Origin of the sequence: Rathayibacter sp. AY1C1 (assembly GCF_002932105.1) — a bacterium.
In the GTDB taxonomy this organism is placed as follows: domain Bacteria; phylum Actinomycetota; class Actinomycetes; order Actinomycetales; family Microbacteriaceae; genus Rathayibacter.
The window spans coordinates 26,827-51,096 of the sequence record NZ_PSWH01000017.1; the positions used below are offsets into that span (position 1 = coordinate 26,827).

The window sequence follows — 24,270 nt, forward strand, 5'->3', positions numbered from 1 at the left end:
AGAAGTCGCGGGCCCCGGCCCTTCGTGATGTCGGCGCCCTGATCAGGACGAGCGCTGAGGTGCGATCACCGAACGCTCAGCCCCCGGACCAGCCGCTCCCCGCGAGGCGAACGGTCGATCCGCGTGCGAGCGGATCGGCCTAGCCGGTCGCGACACGCTCTGCGTATCGCGACCGTGCTTGAAGCCGACCGCGGTGCGCCGTTCCGCGGCTGCCCTCGAGGCGAACGGTCGATCCGCGTGCGAGCGGATCGGCCTAGCCGGTCGCGACACGCTCTGCGTACCGCAACCGTGCTTGAAGCCGACCGCGGTGCGCCGTTCCGCGGCTGCCCGCGAGGCGAACGGTCGATCCGCGTGCGAGCGGATCGGCCTAGCCGGTCGCGACACGCTCTGCGCGTCGCGACCGTCCTTGAAGCCGACCGCGGTGCGCCGCTCCGCGGCTGCCCGCGAGGCGAACGGTCGATCCGCGTGTGAGCGGATCGGCCTAGCCGGTCGCGACACGCTCTGCGCGTCGCGACCGTCCTTGAAGCCGACCGCGGTGCGCCGCTCCGCGGCGCACAATCGGACTCAGCCCTGCGCGCGGCGCCCGCCGCGGCGGGCGCCGCCGCCGGCGGACTCGCGGGCGGGAGCGGCCGAGGCCGCTCCGCCGGTCGCGGTGCTGTAGAACGAGCGCGATCCGCCCGAGGTCGAGGGGGCACCGGCGGCCGAGCGGCTGCGGCCTCCGCGGGCGCCGCCGCGGGCGGGTCCCTCGGCGGCGGTGCGGTCGCGGCGGGGGCGGTCGCCTCCGCCGGTCGCGGCACCCGTCGAGCGTCCGCCGCGGGGTGCGGCGGTGCCCTCGGTGCGGGCCGCGCGCTTGCGCTGCGCGTTGGCGCCCTGCGAGCGTCCGCCCTGCGACTGGCCGCGGACGGGCTCGACGACGGCGCTGGGGGTGACGTACGGAGCGACGTCGCCGACGAGCTTCGCGACGGCGGCCGAGTCAGCCGTCACCTGCTGGGGCGCGACCTGGATCGCGGCCTTGCGGAGGAGGGTCTTCACGTCGCTGCGCTGCGTGGGCAGGACGACGGTGACGACGTCTCCCTCGCTGCCGGCGCGGGCGGTGCGGCCCGAGCGGTGCAGGTACGCCTTGTGCTCCATCGGCGGGTCGACGTGGATGACGAGCTCGACGTCGTCGACGTGCACACCGCGGGCGGCGACGTCGGTGGCGACGAGGACCTTGACGGTGCCGGCGCCGAACGCGGCGAGGTTCCGGTCGCGGGCGACCTGCGAGAGGTTGCCGTGCAGGTCGACCGCGGGGATGCCCTGGCCGGTGAGCTGCTTGGCGAGCTTCTTCGCGTGGTGCTTGGTGCGCATGAAGAGGATGCGGCGGCCGGTGCCGGACGCGAGCGTCTTCACGAGAGCGTTCTTGGCGTCGAGGCCGTCGACCTCGAACACGTGGTGGGTCATCAGCGCGACCGGCGAGTTGGCCTCGTCGACCGAGTGGAGCACCTCGTTCTGGAGGTACTTCTTGACCAGCTTGTCCACGCCGTTGTCGAGCGTCGCGGAGAACAGCAGGCGCTGCCCGCCGCGGGGGGTCTTGTCGAGGATGCGCGTGACGACCGGCAGGAAGCCGAGGTCGGCCATGTGGTCGGCCTCGTCGAGGACGGTGATCTCGACGGCGTCGAGGTTCACGAAGCCCTGCTTCATCAGGTCCTCGAGGCGGCCCGGGCAGGCCACGACGATGTCGACGCCCTGCTTGAGCGCGGCGACCTGGCGCTGCTGCGAGACGCCTCCGAAGATCGTGGTGGTGACGATGCCGTACGCGTCGGCGAGGGGCTGCATCGCGGCGGTGATCTGCGTGGCGAGCTCGCGGGTCGGCGCGAGGACGAGTCCGAGCGGGCGGCCGGGGCGGCGGCGTCCGCCGGCGAGCGAGCCGCCGAGTCGGGCGATCATCGGGATGGAGAAGGCGAGGGTCTTGCCGGAGCCGGTCTTGCCGCGGCCGAGGACGTCGCGTCCGCCGAGGGTGTCGGGCAGCGTGTCGACCTGGATCGGGAAGGGCTCGGTGATGCCGCTCGCGGTGAGCGCGGCCACGAGGGGGGCCGGCACGCCGAGGGCGCTGAAGGAGAGGGGGGTGTTCGACATGGAGTGGTGCCTTTCGGGGGCATCATGCCGATCGAGGACGCGCGGGCGGTGGCCGGGGCGCGGGTGATCGGCGTTCGGGCGAAGGTGACGGTGGTCACATCCGTTCGCCGTACGATTCGGTGCGCGCGGCCGGGGGCCTCATGCACGTGCGCCAGATGGTCGGGACGGATCCTCGACGGTCAGAGTCCTAGGGGACAAGGGGCGTTCTACGACGCGGGGGAGCGCAGTCGCTGCGCTCGCACCATCCCACTCTAGTGGATGCCGATCCATCCGCGCATCGCGGCCTGCACGCGGGAGCCGTCGCGGTCGCTCAGCTTGGTCCCGACGAAGTCGCCCGCCCAGTCCGAGGTCTGCACGCGGAAGGCCGGCTCCGGGTCGCGCAGGGTCTTCAGGATGACGGCGGCGACGTCGGACGGGTCCTGCGCGTGGGTCGAGGAGAAGGACGACGCGGCGCGGTCGAGGTAGGCGCCGAGCGCCGGCGAGTAGGGGCCGGCCTGCGCGAGCATCGCCGCCGCGTCGATGCCGACGTTCTCGACGAAGCTGCTGCGGACCGCTCCCGGCTCGATCAGCGACACGTGGACGCCGACGGAGGCGGCGACCGGGGCGAGCGCCTCGAAGAACCCCTCGACCGCGAACTTCGCCGCGCAGTAGTCCTCGTTGAACGGCTGCCCGATCGCGCCGCCGACGCTCGAGACGGTGACGATGCGGCCGCGGGACGAGCGCAGCATCGGCATCGCGGCGCGGGTGACCGCGACGGTGCCGAAGAAGTTGACCTCCATCACGCGGCGCAGCTCCTCCGGATCCTCCAGCTCGAGGGTGCCGAGGTGGCCGGCTCCGGCGTTGTTCACGAGGGCGTCGAGACCGCCGAGCTCCTCCTCCACGGCGCGGAGGCAGCCGGCGACGGAGTCCGCGTCGGTCACGTCGAGCGCCCGCAGGTCGAGCTCGACGCGGGCCTCGGCGGCGGCGGCGCGCAGGCCCTCCGCCCGCTCCGGATCCCGCACTGTGGCGACCACCCGCCAGCCCGCGCGCGCGGCCTCGATCGCGGTGGCGCGGCCGATTCCGGTGGAGGTTCCGGTGACGAGGAGGACGGGACGGGGCATGCGGCTTTCCTGCTTTCCGGCGCACGACGGCGCCGCCCGGAGGCTATCGGCCGCCCCTCCGAGAACGTCCAGGGTCGGTGTCAGCCCCGGTAGCGCTCGCCGACCGGCACCTCGACCGGCAGCCGGTTGCCCGCCTGGGCGAGCGGGCAGGCCCAGGCCGGGTCGTAGGCGCAGGAGGGGTTGTAGGCGAAGTTGAAGTCGAGCACCAGCGTCCCCGGGGCGGAGCCCGGGCCGAGGTCGGCGCCCTTCACGGTGTCCAGGAGGTAGCGGCCACCGCCGTAGGTGCCGCCGGGTGTCCCCGCGAGGGCGTCCTTGACCGGCAGGAACAGGCCTCCGCCGTAGGACGCCAGGCGCCAGACGTCGAGGCTGCCGGTGTCCGGCACCTCGACCGTGCCGATCAGCTCGAAGGGGACGGTGCCGTCGGTGCCGGTCTCCACGTCCATCCGTCGCGCCTCCTCGGCCGGAGCCACCTCGAGCTCGAAGCGCCAGGCCGCGTCGTAGGGCGCGATCGGCAGCGAGCGGAAGTGCGCGCGGTCGGCCGGGAGGAGGGGGGTGGAGGGGTGCTGCGCGAAGAGCGCGTTGCGCCCGCGGATCCAGGACGCGTGCGCGGCGAGCAGGTCCACGTTCGAGAGCCGGCGCACCTCCGCGTAGAGGGCCTGGACGTGGCGGCGCCAGTCCGACACCTCGACCGCGGTCGTGAGGCGGCGGCGGGGCGAGACGCCGTCGTCGTCCTGCTCCTCCTCGTCGGCGGAGGGCCACTGGAGGCGCAGGAGCTCCGAGCGCGACAGCTCGGTCTCCTCCTCGGCGACGCCGTCGGGGCTCATGCGGCGGACTCCCCGCGCGGGCGGGTGTCGGCACCGAGATCGTGGCGCCAGGACGGGGCGAGGGAGCGGATGCGGATGCCGCGCCACTGCCAGAACGCCCACATCGACGGCCAGAGCGCGGCCGAGGCGAGGCCCGCCGAGAACTCGAGGCGGTCGCGGAAGAGCGTGCGCCCGTCAGGGAGCGGGGCCACGGCCATGCGGTGGTCCCACGCGGTGATGAGGCGGAGGGAGCCCGTGAGGGGCCCGCCGCTGTCGCGCAGGATCCGCACGTCGGGCATCGAGGGGACGCGGCGGTAGGAGAGGTCGATCTCCTGCGCGCCCATCGGCACGATCCCGAGGGCATCCATCGCGACCTCGTGGGAGCCGAGCCCCCAGGTCGGGCGGAAGCCGCCCTCGTCCAGCGACGCGGCGGTCAGGAGCGGGGACATCACCTCCCGGAACACGGCCGGACTCTGCAGGGCGCGCCAGGCGGAGTCGGCGTCGGTGTCGAGCACGTGCTTGAGCATCACCTTCACGAGGGACATCCTCCTCCGCCCGCCCCTGCGCGGGAACCGGGTGCGCGCGGAGCCCCGGACGTGTATGCGCCTCCGGGGCTCGCTACCGTGTCAGGGTGACCGCTCCCGCCGCCTCCGTCGACCAGTCGACCTACCAGATCCGCTTCGAGTGGGGGGCCCGCGCCCTCCGCGTGCTCGCCCCCGCCCACGTCACGGTGCTCGTCGACGCTCTGCCCGGAGGCGAGAGCCCCGACCTCGGGGGAGTGGAGGGCCGCGTCGTCCGCGCGGGCCTGGCCGACCGCTCGGCCGTCGCCCGCTGGATCCTGGAGCGCCAGCACGAGAACGGCGGGCGCACCAGCGTCAACGTGATCGCACTCGGCGACGTCGACGACAGCGGAGCGGCGCGGTTCGCGATGGAGGACCAGCTGGCGGCCGGCGCCGTCGTCGACGCGCTCATCGGGCTGGGCATCGACCACGTCTCGCCCGAGGCCGCGGTGGCCTGCGCGTCCTACGAGGGCCTGCGCCGGGCGTGCGCGCATCTGCTCACCGCGTCCGAGTCCGGCCGCCTGCTCGCCGCCGAGGGGCGGGCGGACGAGGTCCGCGCCGCCGCCCGGGTCGACACCGTCGACGAGGTGGCGGTCCTCCGCTGACCCGCCGCTCCGGCGGGCGCGGCCTCCGAGAGGTGCAGGGCGTCCGCGGAGCGCACAAGCCCCTGCGGATCCGAGCCGCCGCCTCGACCACTCGCCCGCCCCCGGCGTAGCGTTCGGCGGAGGCGGTCCCTCCGCCCCCCCGCCCCGACCGAAAGCTGGCCCGCATGAAAGCCGTCCTCAACGACGTCGTCCTCGCCGACGCCCCCGACTCCGACCTGATCTCGATCGAGGGCAACTGGTACTTCCCGCCGTCGAGCATCGCCGAGGGCGTGCTCGTCGAGAGCCCCACGCCCTACACCTGCCCGTGGAAGGGCGAGTGCCAGTACTTCTCGGTGCAGACCGGCGACGGCCTGCAGAAGGACAAGGCCTGGTCGTACCCGCACCCCTACCCGACGGCGTTCGACCGCGTCGGCAAGGACTTCTCGGGCTACGTCGCCTTCGACCGCTCGGTCCGCGTCTCCGACTGACCCGTCCCGCCGCGGTGCCGCTCCCGGTGCCGCGGCGGTGCGTCAGCCAAGCGGGGCGGCGGCGCGCGCCCGGTACGCCCGGACCTTCGACCGGTTCCCGCAGCGCTGCATCGAGCACCAGCGCCGCGAGCCGGCGCGGGACGTGTCGAGGTAGAGCATCCGGCACTCCGGATCCGCGCAGCGCCTCAGCCGTCCGGCCACGGCCGGGCCCAGCAGCCCCACGGCCTCCCGGGCGATGGACGCGAGCGCCTGCCTGCCCGCCGCGTGGAGCCGTCCTGCCTGCCGCGACCCTCCGCCCAGCACCGGTGGGATGTCGGGCATCGCCGCGACCAGGTTGACCACGTCGACGTCGCGCGGGTCGAGCGCGGTGCCCGCCTCGGCCGCGACGGCCAGCCGGGCGATCGCGCCTCGGAGCATCAGCGCGTCGTCGAGGCGCGCGTCCCGGCTCTCGGGGACGACCGCCTCGAAGCGCTCGGCGAGCCAGGCGGCCAGGGCGGCATCGGAGTCGAGGTGCTCGGCCGCTCCCGGAGGCAGTGCTCCGGTCGTGGCGAAGTCGAGTGCGAGGCTTCCGGAGTCGAACCACCAGCGCCGGCCGTCGGCCTCGGGGAGCCACTGCCCGGTGACCGGCGTGCGGCCGCCGTGAGAGGCCTCGTCCGGGGTCACGGCGCCGGGACCGGTCGGCGCCGCCACTGGATCGCGTTCGCGGCCTCGAACCGGCGCGCGCAGCGGCCGCAGGCCAGGGGCCGGGTGGGCCGGCGATGGCGGTAGAAGAGGTGTCCGCCCGGGCAGGTGCCGACCCACGGCGCGAGCTCGTCCGCGGTCGGGTTGCTGTGGGTGCGCGATCCCGTGTAGCCGAGCCGCGCCGCGATCCGCCGCCACTGCGGTCCGTGCCCGGCGTCGGGCCCCGCGAGCGCGTGAGCGACCTCGTGCAGGAGTGTCTGCCGGACCTCCTCGTCGCTCCAGCGGGCTGCGAGGTGGCGCGAGACCGTGATCCGGTGGCGCGTCCAGTGGCAGGCGCCGCCGCGGGTGCGCGCGTGGTCGAGCGCGAAGGACCAGGAGGGGTCGAGGTGCTCCTCGATCAGCGCGTCGGCCCAGCGGGCCACGTCCTCGAGGTCGGCCACCGGTGGCGCTGCCTAGGACTCGTCGCCGTCGGCGCGGCGGCGGCCGCGGGCGGTGCCGTCGGTGCGGGCCTCGCGGTCGGTTCCGTCCTGGAACTCGGAGGCGGCGGCGTAGCCCAGGCGCGCGACCTCGAGCTCCTCCTCGGGGACCCCGACGCGCTCGCCGAGGGCGGTCGCGGCGTCGAAGTCGCGCATCGCCCGGCCGTACTCGCCCAGCTCGAAGAAGGTGAGGCCGCGGTGCTTGAGCGCGAAGGAGTGCTCGAGGTGCCACTCGTGCGTGCGGGCCTCCTCGACGCAGAGCGCGAGCTCCGAGAGGGCCTCGTCGGTGCGGCCCCGCAGCTGCATGAGGCGGGCGCGGCGGACGCGGGCGGTGAGCAGCTCGGCGCGGTCGCCGGAGAAGCGGGTGCGGCGGACGGCCTCGTTCGCGAGGTCCCACGCCTCGTCGACGCGCCCGAGCAGGCGCAGCAGCTCCGCCTTCTCGGTGAGCGCGGCGAGGCTGCGCAGCGCGCCGATCTCCTCCAGGCGCTCCTGGGCGGCGTCGACGTCGATCTCCTCGTGGAGGGTCGCGGGGTCGTGGCGGATGATGATGCTCAGGGCGATGCTTCCTCGTGGAGTGCGGATCCGGATCGTCGCGCGCGGCGGACGAGAGGACGGTCGGGGTCGCTGACCCCGGCGTCGAGTGTACCGGCGGGTCCCCGGACGGCGCCCCGACGCGCGGCCCGGGTCAGCCCCGTCGCACCTGGAAGATGCTCCGCGCCGGCAGCGGCGACGGGGTGGCGGTCTCGTCCGTGACGACGAGGGCGCCGGCGATGAAGTTCTCGAGCTCCCGCCCCTGCACCAGCTTGGAGGGCGCGGGGTCGGAGGCGAGGCGCCGCGGCAGGCCGTCGAGCGGCAGCGGATCGGCCGAGGCGAGCATCACCACGTTCCCGAAGCGCTTGGCCTTGAGCATCTGGGTGTCGGTCATGATCGCGGTGTGCGCGAAGACGGAGGCGAGCGTCGCGGCCTGGGCGCGGGCGAAGGCGAGCGCGCCGCCGTCGGCCACGTTCACCGCGACCAGGCCGCCGGGGGCGAGCAGCGGCGCGATCGCCCCGTAGAACTCGGCGCTGGTCACGTGCGCGGGAGTGCGCGCGCCCGAGAAGATGTCGACGACGACCACGTCGACCGTGCCGCGCAGCCCGGGCGGCAGCTTGCCGAGCACCTCGCGGGCGTCGCCCTGGCGGATGCGGATCTGCGCCCCGCGGGGGAGCGGGAGCGCCTCGCGCACCAGCTCGACCAGAGCGCCCTCGATCTCGACGACCTGCTGGCGCGAGCCCGGCCGGGTCGCGGCGACGTAGCGGGGGAGGGTCAGCGCTCCGGCGCCCAGGTGGAGCGCCGTGACGCTCTCGCCCTCGGGGGCGACGAGGTCGATCGCGTGGCCGATCCGGCGGACGTACTCGAACGAGAGGTGCGTCGGATCCGCGAGGTCGACGTGCGACTGCGGAGTGCCGTCGACGACCAGGGTCGCCGCCTCGGGCGAGTGGCGGTCGGGCTCGATCCGCGCGGTGTACCCGCTGGCGAGCACGGCGCGGGGGTGCTCGGAGTCGTCTCCGCGTCGGCGGCCGGTGCGTTCCTGCATCCGACCAGTCTGCCGCGGCGGCGGGACGGCGGGGCTCCGCGCCCGGCCCGGTCGGATCGATCCGGGAGGCCGTGGCCTCGTATACCGGACCCCGCGGGGCGGCGCAAGCATCCGCACTTGCGCGGCATGGCGCGATGCGGCTATATTCGTACTTTGCGCTCCCGAGTACCCATGCCCTCATATCGCGGTCGGCAGGTCACCGGAACCCGGCATCAGATGGTGGATGCCGTTGCCACACTCTAGCCCCGCCCCCAAGACCGAGTCGCCTCGGTCCGCACGGCGTGCGGGCAGGGGTGGCGGCCCGTCCGGCGGGAGCCCACTCCACACATCCCACAGATTGAGACCCGCGAGGGTCTACGGAGGTTCCTTCCTTGGCTGCTGCGTCCACCGCGACCACCACCTCACCCAAGAACGGACGCGGAGCTTCGCGTCTCTCGTTCGCCAAGATCAGCGACACCCTGACCGTTCCGGATCTGCTCGCGCTGCAGACCGAGAGCTTCGACTGGCTCGTCGGCTCGGAGGCGTGGAAGACCCGCGTCGCCGAGGCGAAGGCCGCCGGCCGGGAGGACCTCCCCGCCAACTCCGGCCTCGACGAGATCTTCGAGGAGATCTCCCCGATCGAGGACCTCAGCGAGACGATGCAGCTGAGCTTCACGAACCCGTACCTCGAGCCCGAGAAGTACACGATCGAGGAGTGCAAGGAGCGCGGCAAGACCTACGCCGCTCCGCTGTACGTCGAGGCCGAGTTCATGAACCACCTCACGGGTGAGATCAAGACCCAGACGGTCTTCATGGGCGACTTCCCGCTGATGACCGAGAAGGGCACGTTCATCATCAACGGCACCGAGCGTGTCGTCGTGTCCCAGCTCGTGCGCAGCCCCGGCGTCTACTTCGAGCGCCAGCAGGAGAAGACGTCCGACAAGGACATCTACTCCGCCCGCGTCATCCCGAGCCGCGGCGCCTGGCTCGAGTTCGAGATCGACAAGCGCGACCAGGTCGGCGTGCGCATCGACCGCAAGCGCAAGCAGTCGGTCACCGTGTTCCTCAAGGCCCTCGGCCTCACGAGCGAGGAGATCCTCGAGCAGTTCGCCGGCTACGAGTCGATCGAGCTGACCCTCGAGAAGGACAACATCCTCACCAAGGAGGACGCCCTCCGCGACATCTACCGCAAGCTCCGTCCGGGCGAGCAGGTCGCCGCCGAGGCCGCCCGCGCGCTGCTGGACAACTTCTACTTCAACTCCAAGCGCTACGACCTCGCGAAGGTCGGCCGCTACAAGATCAACCGCAAGCTCGGCATCGACAAGGCGCTGTCCGACTCGGTGCTCACGGTCGAGGACATCATCGCGACCATCAAGTACCTGGTCGCCCTGCACGACGGCCGCACCGCCCTCCCCGGCGTGCGCGACGGCGAGTCGGTCGAGCTGCGTCTCGACGTCGACGACATCGACCACTTCGGCAACCGCCGAATCCGCGCGGTCGGCGAGCTGATCCAGAACCAGGTCCGCACCGGACTGTCCCGCATGGAGCGCGTCGTCCGCGAGCGCATGACCACGCAGGACATCGAGGCGATCACCCCGCAGACCCTGATCAACGTGCGCCCCGTCGTCGCCGCGATCAAGGAGTTCTTCGGGACCAGCCAGCTGTCGCAGTTCATGGACCAGAACAACCCGCTCGCGGGTCTGACCCACAAGCGCCGCCTGTCGGCGCTCGGCCCCGGCGGACTCTCCCGCGAGCGCGCCGGCGTCGAGGTCCGCGACGTCCACCCCTCGCACTACGGCCGCATGTGCCCGATCGAGACCCCGGAAGGCCCGAACATCGGCCTGATCGGATCGCTCGCGTCCTTCGCGCGCATCAACTCGTTCGGCTTCATCGAGACCCCGTACCGCAAGGTCGTCGACGGCACCGTCACCTCGCAGATCGACTACCTCACCGCGTCCGAGGAGGACGAGTACCTGGTCGCCCAGGCGAACGCCCCCCTCACGAAGGACTTCCGCTTCGCGGAGGGCAAGGTCCTGGTCCGCCCCAAGGGCGGAGAGGTCGAGCTCGTCGACGCCGAGCGCGTCCACTACATGGACGTCTCGCCGCGCCAGATGGTCTCGGTCGCGACCTCGCTGATCCCGTTCCTCGAGCACGACGACGCGAACCGCGCGCTCATGGGCGCGAACATGCAGCGTCAGGCCGTCCCGCTGCTGCGCAGCGAGTCGCCCGTCGTCGGAACCGGCATGGAGGGCTTCGCGGCCATCGACGCCGGCGACGTCATCACCGCCGACAAGGCCGGTGTCGTCCAGGAGGTCTCCGCCGACTCCGTCACCGTCCAGCTGGACGAGGGCGGCACGCAGACCTACTTCCTCCGCAAGTTCGACCGCTCCAACCAGGGCACCTCGTACAACAACCGCGTGGTCGTCTCGGCCGGCGAGCGCATCGAGGTCGGCGAGGTCGTCGCCGACGGCCCCGCCACCGAGAACGGCGAGCTCGCGCTGGGCAAGAACCTGCTCGTCGCGTTCATGCCGTGGGAGGGCCACAACTTCGAGGACGCGATCATCCTCAGCCAGAACCTGGTGAAGGACGACGTCCTCTCCTCGATCCACATCGAGGAGTACGAGGTCGACGCCCGCGACACCAAGCTCGGCAAGGAGGAGATCACCCGCGACCTCCCCAACGTCAGCCCGGAGCTCCTGGCCGACCTGGACGAGCGCGGCATCATCCGCATCGGCGCCGAGGTCCGCCCCGGCGACATCCTCGTCGGCAAGGTCACGCCCAAGGGCGAGACCGAGCTCTCGGCCGAGGAGCGCCTGCTCCGCGCGATCTTCAACGAGAAGAGCCGCGAGGTCCGCGACACGTCGCTGAAGGTGCCCCACGGCGAGCAGGGCACGATCATCGGCGTCAAGGTGTTCGACGCGCAGGACGGCGACGACGAGCTCGGCTCGGGCGTCAACCAGCGCGTGGTCGTCTACATCGCCCAGAAGCGCAAGATCACCGAGGGCGACAAGCTCGCCGGCCGCCACGGCAACAAGGGCGTCATCTCGAAGATCCTGCCGGTCGAGGACATGCCGTTCCTCGCCGACGGCACCCCGGTCGACATCGTCCTCAACCCGCTCGGCGTCCCCGGCCGCATGAACTTCGGCCAGGTCCTCGAGATCCACCTCGGGTGGATCGCGAAGCAGGGCTGGAAGGTCGAGGGCCAGCCGGAGTGGGCCGCGCGCCTGCCCGAGCACGCCCGCGAGGCGGCGCCCGGCACCAAGGTCGCGACCCCCGTCTTCGACGGTGCGGCGGAGGAGGAGCTCGCAGGGCTCCTCGACTCCACCACCCCGACCCGCGACGGAGAGCGCCTGATCGGCTCGTCCGGCAAGACGCAGCTGTTCGACGGCCGCTCCGGGGAGCCCTTCCCGGACCCGGTCTCGGTCGGCTACATGTACATCCTGAAGCTGCACCACCTCGTCGACGACAAGATCCACGCGCGCTCGACGGGCCCGTACTCGATGATCACCCAGCAGCCGCTCGGTGGTAAGGCGCAGTTCGGCGGACAGCGCTTCGGCGAGATGGAGGTGTGGGCCCTCGAGGCCTACGGCGCCGCCTACGCCCTCCAGGAGCTCCTCACCATCAAGTCGGACGACATCCTCGGCCGAGTGAAGGTGTACGAGGCCATCGTCAAGGGCGAGAACATCCAGGAGCCCGGCATCCCGGAGTCCTTCAAGGTCCTCATCAAGGAGATGCAGTCCCTGTGCCTGAACGTCGAGGTCCTCTCGGCCGACGGCACCGCGGTCAGCCTGCGCGACACCGATGACGAGGTCTACCGCGCCGCGGAAGAGCTCGGCATCAACATCTCCTCCCGGTTCGAGTCGTCCTCCGTCGACGACATCTGATCCGCGCCAGCATCTGACGACCTCCCGTCTCTGACGAGACACCCTGTTTTCCGACAAGGAGAAAACATTGCTCGACGTAACCACTTTCGATGAGCTGCGCATCGGCCTCGCAACGGCCGATGACATCCGTCGCTGGTCGCACGGTGAAGTGAAGAAGCCCGAGACCATCAACTACCGCACCCTGAAGCCCGAGAAGGACGGCCTGTTCGGCGAGCAGATCTTCGGTCCCTCTCGCGACTGGGAGTGCTCCTGCGGCAAGTACAAGCGAGTCCGCTTCAAGGGCATCGTCTGCGAGCGCTGCGGCGTCGAGGTCACCAAGTCCTCGGTCCGCCGCGAGCGGATGGGCCACATCGAGCTCGCCGCCCCCGTCACCCACATCTGGTACTTCAAGGGCGTCCCCTCGCGCCTCGGATACCTGCTGGACATGGCGCCGAAGGACCTCGAGAAGGTCATCTACTTCGCGGCGTACATGATCATCGACGTGGACGACGACGGCCGTCACGCCGACATGCCCGGCCTCGAGAACGAGCTCCGGCTCGAGATCAAGACCCTCTCGGACCAGCGCGACTCCCGCATCGCGGACCGTCTGGCGCGCCTGGAGACCGACCTCGCCGCCCTGGAGGCGGAGGGCGCCAAGAGCGACCAGAAGCGCCGCACCAAGGACGGCGCCGAGAAGGAGATGGGCCAGATCCGCAAGTCCTTCGACGAGGACATCGCGCGGCTCGAGAGCGTGTGGGAGCAGTTCCGCACCCTCAAGGTCGGCGACCTCAAGCCCGAGGACGCGGTCTTCAACGAGCTCGTCGACCGGTACGGCGTCTACTTCGAGGCCTACATGGGCGCCGAGGCGATCAAGAAGCGCCTCGAGCAGTTCGACCTCCAGGCCGAGGCCGAGACGCTGCACCTGCAGATCGCCGAGGGCAAGGGTCAGAAGAAGATCCGCGCCATCAAGCGCCTGCGCGTCGTCAACTCGTTCCTCGCCACCGGCAACTCGCCGGCCGCGATGGTCCTCGACGTCGTCCCGGTCATCCCGCCGGAGCTGCGCCCGATGGTGCAGCTCGACGGAGGCCGGTTCGCGACCAGCGACCTGAACGACCTCTACCGTCGCGTGATCAACCGCAACAACCGACTCCGCCGCCTGCTCGACCTCGGTGCCCCCGAGATCATCGTGAACAACGAGAAGCGCATGCTCCAGGAGGCGGTCGACGCCCTCTTCGACAACGGCCGCCGCGGCCGCCCCGTCACCGGAACCGGCAACCGCGCCCTGAAGTCCCTGAGCGACATGCTCAAGGGAAAGCAGGGTCGCTTCCGCCAGAACCTGCTGGGCAAGCGCGTCGACTACTCGGGCCGCTCGGTCATCATCGTCGGCCCGCAGCTCAAGCTGCACCAGTGCGGTCTGCCCAAGCAGATGGCGCTGGAGCTGTTCAAGCCGTTCGTGATCAAGCGCCTGATCGACCTGTCGCACGCGCAGAACATCAAGGCCGCCAAGCGCATGGTGGAGCGCTCGCGCCCGCAGGTGTGGGACGTGCTCGAGGAGATCATCCGCGAGCGCCCCGTCCTGCTGAACCGTGCGCCCACGCTGCACCGTCTCGGCATCCAGGCGTTCGAGCCCCAGCTGGTCGAGGGCAAGGCGATCCAGCTGCACCCGCTCGTCTGCGCCGCGTTCAACGCGGACTTCGACGGCGACCAGATGGCCGTCCACCTGCCGCTGTCCGTCGAGGCCCAGGCCGAGGCGCGCATCCTGATGCTCGCGTCGAACAACATCCTCAAGCCCTCGGACGGCCGTCCGGTCACCCTGCCCACGCAGGACATGATCATCGGCCTCCACCACCTGACGACGATCCGCGAGGGCGCCGCCGGCGAGGGCCGCGCGTTCTCCTCCGTCTCGGAGGCGATCCTCGCGAAGGACCAGGGCTCGCTGCACCTGAACTCGAAGGTCAGGATCCGCATGTCGGACGTGTACTTCGCGCAGGGTCAGGCACCCGAGGGCGTCGAGATCGACGAGAACGGCAAGGTCACCGCGCCGGTCCTCCTCGAGACCACGCTCGGCCGCGCCCTCTTCAACGAGGCGCTGCCGGTCGACTACCCCTACTTCGAGCAGGTCGCCGACAAGACGACCATCTCCGGGATCGTCAACGACCTCGCGGAGCGCTACCCGAAGGTGGAGGTCGCCGCCTCCCTCGACCGGATCAAGGACGCCGGCTTCTACTGGGCCACCCGCTCGGGTGTCACCGTGGCGCTGTCCGACATCCTCACGCCTCCGTCGAAGCCCGAGATCATCGCGGGCTACGAGAAGAAGGCCGCGAAGGTCGAGTCCGAGTACGACAAGGGTCTGACCACTCAGGCCGAGCGCCGCCAGGAGCTCGTGAAGATCTGGACCGAGGCGACCGACGAGGTCGCCAAGGCCATGCGCGCGAACTTCCCGACGGACAACACCATCAACCGCATGGTCACCTCCGGTGCCCGCGGCAACTGGCTGCAGGTGCGCAACATCGCCGGCATGCGAGGCCTGGTGAACAACCCGAAGGGCGAGATCATCGCCCGACCGATCATCTCCTCGTACCGCGAGGGCCTGTCGGTCGCCGAGTACTTCATCGCCACGCACGGTGCCCGCAAGGGCCTGGCCGACACCGCGCTCCGCACCGCGGACTCGGGCTACCTGACGCGTCGACTCGTCGACGTCTCGCAGGACGTCATCATCCGCGAGGAGGACTGCGGCACCTCGAAGGGCCTCGACCTGCCGATCATGCTCCAGGACGCCACCGGCGCCTGGATCAAGGACTCCAACGTCGAGAACTCCGTCTACGCCCGTTCGCTCGCCACCCCGGCGTCGAACGAGGCCGGCGAGCTCGTCGCCGAGGCCGGCGAGGACGTGGGCGACGTGCTCATCGAGAAGCTGGTCGGAGCGGGCGTGCGCCACATCAAGGTGCGCTCCGTCCTGACCTGCGAGTCCGCCGTCGGCGTCTGCGCGGCCTGCTACGGCCGCTCGCTCGCCACCGGCAAGCTCGTCGACATCGGAGAGGCCGTCGGCATCATCGCGGCCCAGTCGATCGGCGAGCCCGGCACGCAGCTCACGATGCGCACCTTCCACACCGGTGGATCGGCCTCGGCCGACGACATCACGCAGGGTCTTCCCCGCGTGCAGGAGCTCTTCGAGGCCCGCACCCCCAAGGGCGCGTCGCCGATCGCGGAGGCCGCCGGCCGGATCACCATCGAGGACACCGACCGTGCCCGCCGCGTCATCCTCCAGCCGGACAACGGCGACGAGGCGGTCATCTACCCGGTGCTCAAGCGCTCGCAGCTCCTCATCGAGGACGGCCAGCACGTCGAGCTCGGGCAGCAGCTGCACGTCGGAACGGTCGACCCCAAGGAGGTCCTGCGCGTGCTGGGCGTCCGCGAGGTCCAGAAGCACCTGGTGGGCGGCGTCCAGGGCGTCTACCGCTCGCAGGGTGTGCCGATCCACGACAAGCACATCGAGGTCATCGTGCGTCAGATGCTCCGCAAGGTCACCGTGGTCGACCACGGCGACACGGAGCTGCTGCCGGGCGAGCTCGTCGACCGCTCGCGCTACAGCGAGGTCAACCGTGCGGCTCTGACCGAGGGCAAGCGGACAGCGTCCGCCCGCCAGGAGGTCATGGGCATCACCAAGGCCTCGCTCGCGACCGAGTCGTGGCTGTCGGCCGCGTCCTTCCAGGAGACCACCCGCGTCCTCACGCAGGCGGCCATGGAGGGCAAGCGCGACCCGCTGATGGGCCTGAAGGAGAACGTGATCATCGGAAAGCTGATCCCGGCGGGAACCGGTCTGCCCAAGTACCGGAACGTGTCGGTCGAGGCGACCGAGGAGGCGAAGGCCGAGCGGTACCCCAACCGCATCTTCGCCGACGACGCCGCGTTCAGCGACGCCGACCTCTCGTTCGTCGACTTCGACTCGTTCTCGAGCGACGGCTACGAGCCGGGCAACTACAGCTGATCCAGGTGAGCTGAACGATCGAAGGCCCCGTCGGGACACCGGCGGGGCCTTCGTCGTGCCCGGCCCGCGGTCACCCGCACGGGGGGCCGCCCGTTCGCGACGAGCGTCCTCCCCCGCAGGAGCGGGGTGATTGACTCGATGCGTGCTCGTCGGGTCGAGCCTGTACCCGTTCCCCGTCCTGGTCGCGGCACGTGAGGAAACGCGCGGATGAGACTCGTGATCGTCGTGCTGGCCGCACTGCTCGTGGTGGTCGGCGTCGTCGTGGTGCCCGCGGGGCGGGCGGAGGCGGGCGAGGCGGTCGCACCCTCGTCCTGCGGCGTCGCCGAGCTGGCTCCCGTGCTCACGGGCGACGACGTCCGGCCGCGCTCCGCCGCCGCCCTGGTCCCCATCGTGATGCTGCACGGCTGGCTGGGCACGGCGACGCACGACGCCGACCGCACAGGGGCCTTCTCCCATCTCGTCGACATGGTGTCGTCGGAGTCGGCGACCGCTCCGCTCGACGCTCCCGAGCCGTCCCTCCTCGGCCGGCTGCAGCAGATCGACGGCGCCGCGGTCTACACCTTCGACTACCGCCGGCTCGCCGCGCGCTGGGTCACCGACCCGGGGATCAGCGACGCGCTCGCCTCCTCGATCGCCTGCCTCGTCTCCGCGACCGGGCACCGCGCCGTCGTCGTCGCGCACTCGATGGGAGGGCTCGCCGCCCGCCAGGCGCTGAGCGGCTCGGTCGACGGGACCGCCGTCGCCTCGATGGTCTCGTCCGTCCTCACCTTCGGCACCCCGAACACGGGATCCGACGTCGCGGAGCGCCTCGGACGAATGGTCGACGACTCCGGCCAGGTCAGCCCCGCGGTGATCGCAGGACTGGACCCGCAGAGCCGGCTGAGCGTCTCGGCGATGCTCGCCTCCTGCGGGGACGCCGTCTCCGAGGACGCCGAGCACGCGGGGGAGTGCACGGGAGTGCCGATGATCGACGCCCTCGCCTCGGCGGCGGGCAAGGGCCTGCGGACGGGATCGACCGAGCTCGGCTCCCTGCCGCCCTGGCCCGCCGGCGTGCACGTGACGGCGCTGGTGGGTGACATCCAGGTGACCGCCGCGGTGGCGCTCGGCCTCGCCACCGCGCCGGTCGACCTCGGCGACATCATGGTCGCGACCGGATCGGCGACGGCCGGAGTCGACGACTACGTGGTCTCGACCTGCCGCTACACCTACCTCGCCGCGGCGGACGTGCCGTCCCTCGTCGCCGAGCTCTCGCCGTTCGCGCGGCTCGGCGATGCTCTGCGCTTCGCGAAGCTCGTGGTCGACGTCGACGCGAGCCCGTGCCACCACGCGCGGCTGACCCGGAACGTCGACCTCGTCGAGCACGCCACCGGCGTCGTGTCGGACGTCGTCACGGGCGAGCTGTCCGCTCCGCACGCCTCTCGAGCGCAGACCGCGGCGAGGGCGCTCCCGGCGGCGGAGGAGTCCCGGAGGCGGTCCTCGTGACCGGTCGGCGGACACCGCCGAGGAGACACCATGTCGCGTCAGTTGACGGACGTCTGTCGGGAAGCATACGGTCGGACCGGCCCATGGGGAGGCCGCCTGGGGGACAGGCAGCGCGGCCCGCGCGGCACCCGAGCCGCATGCGCGGGCCGCGCCCGTCCCGATCTCCTCTCACGTTCCGCGCTCCCTCCGGGTACGCTCGGCTGGACAGTAGATGTCGGAGGCTCCTCCGTGCATCCCGGCGCCGGAGGCCTGATGAGCGACGACCCCCTCGATGCGGAGGAGCCGGCGCGTCCTCCCCGCCTGACCCGCGAGCAGGTCCGCACCCGCCTGCTGGACGCCGCTCTCGCGGTCGTCCGCGCCGAGGGCCTGCGCGTCGGAGTCGCCCACCTGCCCCTCGAGGACGTCATCCGCTCGGCGGGTGTTCCGCGCAGCACCGTGTACCGGATCTGGCCCACTCGCCAGTCGTTCTACGACGAGCTGATCGCCGCGATCCCGGAGCGGGTCCTCGCCACCCGCCTCGACCAGCCGTCCCTGCGGGCCGGGAACTCCCACCTCCACCGCAGCCTCGACCCCGAGCCGACCCCGGCGCAGCGCCGCGAGGCCCTGATCGCCTCCGTCCGGGTCGCCGTCGACGCGAACGTCGACAACATCTTCTCGTCGCAGCACTGGCGCAACTTCATCGCTCTCGCCGGCGCGGTGGGCTCGCACGAGGAGCCGGCGCGGACCGCCATCGGATCCGCTCTGCGGTCCCGCCAGCTGCACTTCATCGACAACATGGCGAAGTACTACGAGCACACCCTCGCCGAGGCGGGGCTCCGGCTGCGCCCGGACCGCGGCGCCGCCGCTCTCGCCTCCGCCGTCTCGGCCCTGATCGAGGGTCTGTGCATCGCGCGGATCGCGGCACCGGAGCTGGTGACCGGCCCGCTCGACCCGGCCGATCCCGAGGGGCCGTCACTGGCGGTGGTGTCGGTGCTGCTGCTGATCGACGGGTTCACCGAACCGGACGAGTGATCCGGGTCGCGGGGTCCGCTCAGTCCTCCGCGACCGGCTCCAGCATCCCGTCGACGATCGAGCGGATCGTCCAGGCCGCCAGGGTCCACTCGACCGGCTCGCCGTCGAGGCCGGGGGCGGTCACCGGAGCGTCGAGGTCGTCGTCGAGGAGCCGGCCGCGGTGGGCGAGCCCGTCGATCACGATCGCGGTGAGGTGGGCGAGCTGGAGCGTCGTGAATCCCGGGCGCATCGTCCCGCCGAAGACCTGCAGCGTCTCCTCGTAGAAGTCGCGCATCCGGCGCGTGAGCATGCCCTCGATCCGCTTCGCCGTGGCGCGCACGGCGTCGCGTGCAGGCCCCTCCTCCATCGAGAAGGTGCAGGCGAGCAGCGCGTTGTACGACGACCAGTCGGCGGAGCGGCGGAGCGATTCGGCATTGGCCCGCGCGCCGATGCGGATGGTCTCCCAGGCGACCCGGCGGCGGCCGGCGGCCGTGGAGAGCAGATCGGTGGAGCGCTCGTAGACTTCGCGCATCTCCTGCTGGGCCTCGGGATCGGCGCCCTCCGCGTACCGGTCCCGCACGAAGACCTCGCCGACCAGGTCGGCCACGAACTCCTCGCGCGTGCTCCAGATCCGGTAGACGGAGCTGCGCGGCACGCCGGCCAGGCGGATGTACTCCTCCATGGGCAGGTGCGCGAAGCTCACCGTGAGGCCGTGGTTCGAGACGACGTCGCGCGCCGTGGCGATCATGCGGCTGCGGACCTGCTCCGCGGGGATCCTCCGGGCCCGCCGGGAGCCCTCTGCGCTGTCGTCCATGGAGAGGGACACTAGCCGGAGACGGTGCCGCGGGTGGTCCTCCACGCGCTCCGTGAGCCGATCCGGAGTGCTCTGGGGCGTCCTCCCACTGAGACGGAATGTCCCATCACGTGCACGACGACGTCGCGGACCGCTACGGTGCAGCCGGGGCGGACCCGAACCTGCCCCTGCTAGGGGACCCCCGTGACCGGATTCGATCGGTTCACGCTGGCCGTCGTCGACGGACCAGCGATCGAGCGTGCCGCGCTGCAGGCGCTGCTCGCGCAGCTGCTGCCGCAGTTCTCGCACGACGAGGAGGGCGTCGACCGCATCGCGGTCCTCGACCTGGACGGCGTGCCCGGCGAGGAGGTGGCCGACACCCTCGAGCGTGCGGCGGCCCGGACCGTCGGCCTCGTCGTGCTCTCCTCCTCCGACTCCCTGGAGCCGGTGCGGGCCGTGCTGCGACGGGATAGGGCGGCGTACGTCTGGAAGGGCGACGACCCCAGCGAGCTCGCGGCGGCGGTCGTCTCGGTCGCCTCTGGCCGCACCTGGATCTCGGACACCGCCCGCCACCGGCTCGTGCACGGGCGCGAGGAGCGCCGCCCGGTGCTGAGCCCGCAGGAGAGCCGTGTGATGCGCGCCTACGGAGCGGGTGCCGCGGTCCGCACCGTCGCGGTCGACCTCAGCGTCGCCGAGCACACCGTCCGCACCTACATCAAGCGGATCCGCGCCAAGTACCTCGAGACCGGCGTCACTCTCGACTCACGGGTCGACTTCTACCGCCACCTCGGCGACCACGACGTCGCCATCCGCCGCGGCGGAGACCGGGTGCGGGCCGGCACGCAGCAGGCGGCCGGCGACGTGGTCGGCGAGCGCCGAGCCTGAGGCGAGCAGGATCGCGTTCCCGCCGGTGCGCCCCTCGACGAAGGCCGTCGATCCGACCGCTGCGGTGACCGGGAGCAGCTCCCGGACGACCCCGCGCAGGCGGTCCAGCCTCCGGTGGTCGGCGTCGTCGGCGACGTTGACCGCGAGGAGCCCGTCGGCGCCGACGCGGGCGGCGAGCGGAGCGAGGACGGACGCGCGGTAGAACGGCTCCGGGATCTCGTCCCCGTCGTAGACGTCGAGCACGACGAGGTCGGCGCTCCAGGGCGGCAGGGGCCCTGCGGCGTCGGCCGTGAGGAGTCGGACGCGCGCGCCGCGGGGGAGCGGCGCGTGCTCGAGCACGAACTCCACGAGTCCTGCCGCGCTCTCCACCGCGAGCTGCTCGGAGCCCGGCCGGGTCGCGGCGACGTACCGGGCCAGGGCCAGGGCTCCGGCTCCGAGGTGCAGCACGCGCAGCGGCTCGCCGGGAGGGGCGGCGGCGTCGACCACCGCGCCGAGGCGCGCGAGGTACTCGAGGTGCAGAGCCCGGGGATCGCCCGGATCGATCAGCGACTGCTCCGCGCCGTCGACCGTGAGCAGCAGCGCCTCCGGCCGCACGGGATCCGGCCCCAGCACAGCTGTGCGGCCTCCCGGCAGCAGGAGGGACGAAGGCATCCCGTCACGCTAGCGCTCCTCGCGCGATCCGCCCCGCCGCCGCTACGGTGACAGGCATGGCCGCCCTGATCCTGCTCGACGTCGACGGCGTCCTGAACCCCTCCGTCAGCAGCGATCGCGCCTCGGGCTCGCACCGCCTGGAGCTCGAGCCCGAGCGGGCGGCGCTCGTCGCCCGCCTGGCCGCGGTCGGCACGATCGTGTGGGCCACGACCTGGCCGCCGCGCTTGACGCGGGTCCTCGCCCAGGACCTCGGGCTGCCGGCGGGTACGGAGGCGATCGTCTTCGACGGCGGCCTCCCGCGCGACCCGCGGTTCCCGGGCCGGACGGGCAAGCTCCAGCCCGTCGCGGTGTGGCTGGAGGCGGCCGCCGAGCGCGGCGCGATCGACGCCGTGGTGTGGATCGACGACAACCTCCACGAGGACGCCTACGACTGGGCCCGCGAGCAGAGCACCCCCTTCCACCTGGTGCGTCCGGAGTCGGCGACGGGCCTCACGAGCGACGAGGTCGCCGGTGCCGAGCACTTCCTGGCCGGACTCCCGGCGTCACACGGCGACATCCGGGAATAGGGCCGCCCCCTCCACTGGTTATCGTCACTCCGGGCGGTTCCGCCGAGCAGCGGTCCGCCCCGGGACGACCCGTCCCCTCGTCGATCCCCGCGCCGCATCCGGCGCAGCGGGACCGCCACGACTCCGTGATGCACCGAAGGACAACACCGTGACCCTCTCCGCCCGCACCTCCCTGCGCGTCCTGCTCGGCACGACCGCCGCCGCCGCCGCCCTGGTCCTCGCCGGCTGCGCGCCCGCCTCGACCGACGACGTGGTCTCCGGCTCGAGCGGCGAGGGCACCGCATCCGCGAGCTCCGGCCTGACCCTGGCCGAGGTCGAGGACTCGGGGAAGCTCACCATCGGCACCGAGGGCACCTACCCGCCCTTCTCCTTCCACGCCGACGGCGGGACCGGAGCCCTCACCGGCTACGACGTCGACGTGATCACCGCCGTGGCCGAGAAACTGGGCGTCGAGCCCGACTTCCAGGAGACGCAGTGGGACGCGATGTTCGCGGGCCTGGACGGAGCGCGCTTCGACGTGATCGCGAACCAGGTCTCGATCAACGACGAGCGCGAGGCGAAGTACGACTTCTCGGAGCCGTACTCGGTCAGCCCCGGCGTCGTGATCGTCCCCTCGAGCGACACCTCGATCACCGACCTCGCCGGCCTCTCCGGCAAGACCACCGCGCAGTCGCTCTCGAGCAACTGGTACACGGTCGCGCAGGAGAACGGCGCCGAGGTCGAGGGCGTCGAGGGCTGGGCGCAGGCCATCGCCCTCGTCGAGCAGGGCCGCGTCGACGCGACCGTGAACGACCGCCTCACCTGGCTCGACTGGTCCACGACCTACCCCGACCAGGCCGCGGGCCTCAAGGTCGCCGTCACCACCGACGACACCTCCGAGAGCGCCTTCACCTTCCCGAAGGGCTCGGACGACCTCGTCGAGGCCGTCGACTCCGCCCTCGACGAGCTGCGCGAGGACGGCACCCTCGCCTCCATCTCCGAGCGCTACTTCGGAGCCGACGTCTCCCAGTAGCCCCACCTCGAGACGGCTCCTCCCCTTCCGGGAGGGGCCGTCTCGTGCGTGAGCGGTCCCGTCGCGGGGGAGCGGCGGAGCGGCTCAGGCCGCGGGTCCGCCCGCAAGGGCGCCCGCCCCGGCGCGAAGCGTGCCAGCATTCCCCAGGAGGCGGACACGATCCGCCCCCGACGCCACCACCCGATCGAGCCGACCGCGGATCCTCCCGCGAAGGCGGGAGAACACAATGGACCTCGTCCTCCGGTCGTTCTGGCCGATCCTCTCCGGGGGCATCGTCGGGACGATCCCGCTCGCGCTGGCGAGCTTCGCCATCGGGCTCGTGCTCGCGCTGGCGGTCGCCCTGATGCGGCTCTCGCGGGTGCGGATCCTCTCCTGGATCGCGCGCGCCTACATCTCCGTCATCCGGGGCACGCCGCTCCTGGTGCAGCTGTTCGTGATCTTCTACGGGCTGCCGAGCCTCGGACTGAAGATCGACCCCTGGCCCAGCGCCACCATCGCGTTCGCCCTCAACGTGGGCGGCTACGCGGCGGAGGTGATCCGCGCGGCGATCCTCAGCGTCCCGAAGGGGCAGTGGGAGGCGGCGCACACGATCGGCATGAGCCGCTCGCTCTCGCTGCGGCGCATCATCCTCCCGCAGGCCGCGCGCGTCTCCGTCCCGCCGCTGTCGAACACCTTCATCTCGCTGGTGAAGGACACCTCGCTGGCCTCCCTCATCCTGGTGACCGAGCTCTTCCGGCAGGCGCAGAAGATCGCCACCGCGTCGAGCGAGTTCATGCTCCTCTACCTCGAGGCCGCTCTGATCTACTGGCTCATCTGCCTGGTGCTCTCCAGCGGCCAGGGCCTGCTCGAGAAGCGATTGGACCGCTATGTCGCCCGCTGACACTCCGACCGACGCGCGGCCCGTGCTCACGGCCCGCGGCCTCCGCAAGTCGTTCGGCGGGGTGGAGGTGCTGCGCGGCATCGACCTGGAGATCCGCCGCGGCGAGGTCGTCGCCCTGATCGGGCCCTCGGGCTCGGGCAAGACCACCGTCCTGCGCTCGCTGAACAGCCTCGAGGTGCCGGACGGCGGGGTGGTCGAGCTCGCCGACGGCAGCGTCCTCGACTTCGACCGCGGCGTCGGACGGAAGGCGCTGACCGGGCTGCGCGACCACTCCGCGATGGTCTTCCAGCACTTCAACCTCTTCCCGCACCTGACCGTCCTCCAGAACGTGACGGAGGGGCCGCTGCGAGTGCAGCGCCGTCCCGCGTCCGAGGTGGTCCCGGAGGCGGAGCGCCTGCTCGAGCGCGTCGGCCTCGGCGGCCGGGGGAGCGCCTACCCCTTCGAGCTCTCCGGCGGTCAGCAGCAGCGCGTCGGCATCGTCCGGGCGCTCGCGCTGCGGCCCGATCTGCTCCTCTTCGACGAGCCCACCTCGGCGCTGGACCCGGAGCTGGTCGGCGACGTGCTCTCGCTGATGCGGGAGCTGGCGGGGGAGGGCTGGACCATGCTCGTCGTGACGCACGAGCTCGAGTTCGCCCGGCAGGTGGCCTCGGAGGTCGTCTTCATGGCCGACGGCGTGGTCGTCGAGCGGGGCGCCCCTGCGCAGATCCTCCGGGAGCCGCGCGAGCCGCGCACGCGGCAGTTCCTGCACCGCCTCCTCCACCCGCTCGAGTAGACGGTCGGCGCTGTCCCCCGTCGACG

Annotated in this window: 20 protein-coding genes; 11 read left to right on the forward strand and 9 right to left on the reverse strand. The window is 72.0% G+C overall.

The genetic code is table 11. The features are described from left to right. Positions 1 to 564 precede the first annotated feature (564 nt). From C5C71_RS09775 to C5C71_RS09790, 4 genes are all read right to left on the reverse strand, one after another. Positions 565 to 2,115, reverse strand: coding sequence for a DEAD/DEAH box helicase (locus C5C71_RS09775; RefSeq protein WP_104225114.1), 1,551 nt, complete (start codon positions 2,113 to 2,115; stop codon positions 565 to 567). A gap of 251 nt (positions 2,116 to 2,366) precedes the next feature. Then, positions 2,367 to 3,215, reverse strand: coding sequence for an SDR family oxidoreductase (locus C5C71_RS09780; protein WP_104233932.1), 849 nt, complete (start codon positions 3,213 to 3,215; stop codon positions 2,367 to 2,369). An 80-nt stretch (positions 3,216 to 3,295) separates the two neighbouring features. Continuing rightward, positions 3,296 to 4,039, reverse strand: a complete 744-nt coding sequence (locus tag C5C71_RS09785; RefSeq protein ID WP_104226769.1) for a DUF1684 domain-containing protein — start codon at positions 4,037 to 4,039, stop codon at positions 3,296 to 3,298. After that, positions 4,036 to 4,563 carry a hypothetical protein gene (locus C5C71_RS09790; protein WP_244248113.1) on the reverse strand — a complete coding sequence of 176 codons (528 nt, stop codon included), beginning with the start codon at positions 4,561 to 4,563 and terminating at the stop codon, positions 4,036 to 4,038. The genes C5C71_RS09785 and C5C71_RS09790 overlap by 4 nt, the downstream gene beginning before the upstream one ends. 86 nt (positions 4,564 to 4,649) lie before the next feature. Here C5C71_RS09790 and C5C71_RS09795 point away from each other — a divergent pair, with 86 nt between their 5' ends. Together C5C71_RS09795 and C5C71_RS09800 are read left to right on the forward strand one after the other, a co-directional pair. Continuing rightward, the gene (locus C5C71_RS09795; protein ID WP_104233930.1) at positions 4,650 to 5,183 is read left to right on the forward strand and encodes a 2-phosphosulfolactate phosphatase; all 534 of its coding nucleotides are present in this window, start codon (positions 4,650 to 4,652) and stop codon (positions 5,181 to 5,183) included. Between the two features lie 164 nt (positions 5,184 to 5,347). Further along, complete coding sequence (locus C5C71_RS09800; RefSeq protein WP_104224584.1) at positions 5,348 to 5,650, forward strand: DUF427 domain-containing protein; 303 nt, start codon at positions 5,348 to 5,350, stop codon at positions 5,648 to 5,650. A 42-nt stretch (positions 5,651 to 5,692) separates the two neighbouring features. On the opposite strand, the gene C5C71_RS09805 is transcribed toward C5C71_RS09800, so the two are convergent. The 4 genes from C5C71_RS09805 to C5C71_RS09820 form a co-directional block, all read right to left on the reverse strand. Next, the gene (locus C5C71_RS09805; protein ID WP_258068700.1) at positions 5,693 to 6,340 is read right to left on the reverse strand and encodes a CGNR zinc finger domain-containing protein; all 648 of its coding nucleotides are present in this window, start codon (positions 6,338 to 6,340) and stop codon (positions 5,693 to 5,695) included. Further along, entirely contained in the window at positions 6,310 to 6,771 is a 462-nt protein-coding gene (locus C5C71_RS09810; RefSeq protein ID WP_104337611.1) for a SprT-like domain-containing protein, read from the reverse strand. Before C5C71_RS09810 ends, C5C71_RS09805 begins: the two co-directional genes overlap by 31 nt. Before the next feature lie 12 nt (positions 6,772 to 6,783). Then, positions 6,784 to 7,113, reverse strand: coding sequence for a hypothetical protein (locus C5C71_RS17590; protein ID WP_181027192.1), 330 nt, complete (start codon positions 7,111 to 7,113; stop codon positions 6,784 to 6,786). 379 nt (positions 7,114 to 7,492) lie between these two features. Next, a complete protein-coding gene (locus C5C71_RS09820; protein WP_104226766.1) occupies positions 7,493 to 8,383 on the reverse strand; it encodes a spermidine synthase in 891 nt (296 codons plus the stop codon). A 371-nt stretch (positions 8,384 to 8,754) separates the two neighbouring features. Between C5C71_RS09820 and rpoB the strand changes: the two genes are divergently transcribed. The 4 genes from rpoB (at position 8,755) to C5C71_RS09840 (ending at position 18,706) form a co-directional block, all read left to right on the forward strand. After that, complete coding sequence (gene rpoB, locus C5C71_RS09825) at positions 8,755 to 12,246, forward strand: DNA-directed RNA polymerase subunit beta (protein ID WP_104260909.1); 3,492 nt, start codon at positions 8,755 to 8,757, stop codon at positions 12,244 to 12,246. Positions 12,247 to 12,313: 67 nt separating this feature from the next. Then, positions 12,314 to 16,213, forward strand: a complete 3,900-nt coding sequence (locus C5C71_RS09830) for a DNA-directed RNA polymerase subunit beta' (RefSeq protein WP_104224580.1) — start codon at positions 12,314 to 12,316, stop codon at positions 16,211 to 16,213. Positions 16,214 to 16,420: 207 nt separating this feature from the next. Then, positions 16,421 to 17,695, forward strand: coding sequence for a triacylglycerol lipase (locus tag C5C71_RS09835; protein ID WP_104226763.1), 1,275 nt, complete (start codon positions 16,421 to 16,423; stop codon positions 17,693 to 17,695). Between the two features lie 252 nt (positions 17,696 to 17,947). Next, a complete protein-coding gene (locus tag C5C71_RS09840; RefSeq protein ID WP_104308450.1) occupies positions 17,948 to 18,706 on the forward strand; it encodes a TetR/AcrR family transcriptional regulator in 759 nt (252 codons plus the stop codon). A 19-nt stretch (positions 18,707 to 18,725) separates the two neighbouring features. Here C5C71_RS09840 and C5C71_RS09845 read toward each other — a convergent pair whose 3' ends face one another. Then, positions 18,726 to 19,499, reverse strand: a complete 774-nt coding sequence (locus C5C71_RS09845; protein ID WP_146076607.1) for a hypothetical protein — start codon at positions 19,497 to 19,499, stop codon at positions 18,726 to 18,728. A 183-nt stretch (positions 19,500 to 19,682) separates the two neighbouring features. Here C5C71_RS09845 and C5C71_RS09850 point away from each other — a divergent pair, with 183 nt between their 5' ends. The 5 genes from C5C71_RS09850 to C5C71_RS09870 all read left to right on the forward strand — a co-directional run bounded on the left by C5C71_RS09850 (position 19,683) and on the right by C5C71_RS09870 (position 24,244). Then, entirely contained in the window at positions 19,683 to 20,363 is a 681-nt protein-coding gene (locus C5C71_RS09850; protein ID WP_104337612.1) for a LuxR C-terminal-related transcriptional regulator, read from the forward strand. Between the two features lie 707 nt (positions 20,364 to 21,070). Further along, the gene (locus C5C71_RS09855; protein WP_104337613.1) at positions 21,071 to 21,580 is read left to right on the forward strand and encodes an HAD domain-containing protein; all 510 of its coding nucleotides are present in this window, start codon (positions 21,071 to 21,073) and stop codon (positions 21,578 to 21,580) included. Between the two features lie 148 nt (positions 21,581 to 21,728). Continuing rightward, positions 21,729 to 22,592 carry an amino acid ABC transporter substrate-binding protein gene (locus C5C71_RS09860; RefSeq protein WP_374953121.1) on the forward strand — a complete coding sequence of 288 codons (864 nt, stop codon included), beginning with the start codon at positions 21,729 to 21,731 and terminating at the stop codon, positions 22,590 to 22,592. Between the two features lie 226 nt (positions 22,593 to 22,818). Further along, on the forward strand, positions 22,819 to 23,472 hold the full coding sequence (locus tag C5C71_RS09865; protein ID WP_104224574.1) for an amino acid ABC transporter permease: 654 nt from the start codon (positions 22,819 to 22,821) through the stop codon (positions 23,470 to 23,472). Beyond that, positions 23,459 to 24,244, forward strand: coding sequence for an amino acid ABC transporter ATP-binding protein (locus C5C71_RS09870; protein WP_104226760.1), 786 nt, complete (start codon positions 23,459 to 23,461; stop codon positions 24,242 to 24,244). Before C5C71_RS09865 ends, C5C71_RS09870 begins: the two co-directional genes overlap by 14 nt. Positions 24,245 to 24,270: the final 26 nt, after the last annotated feature.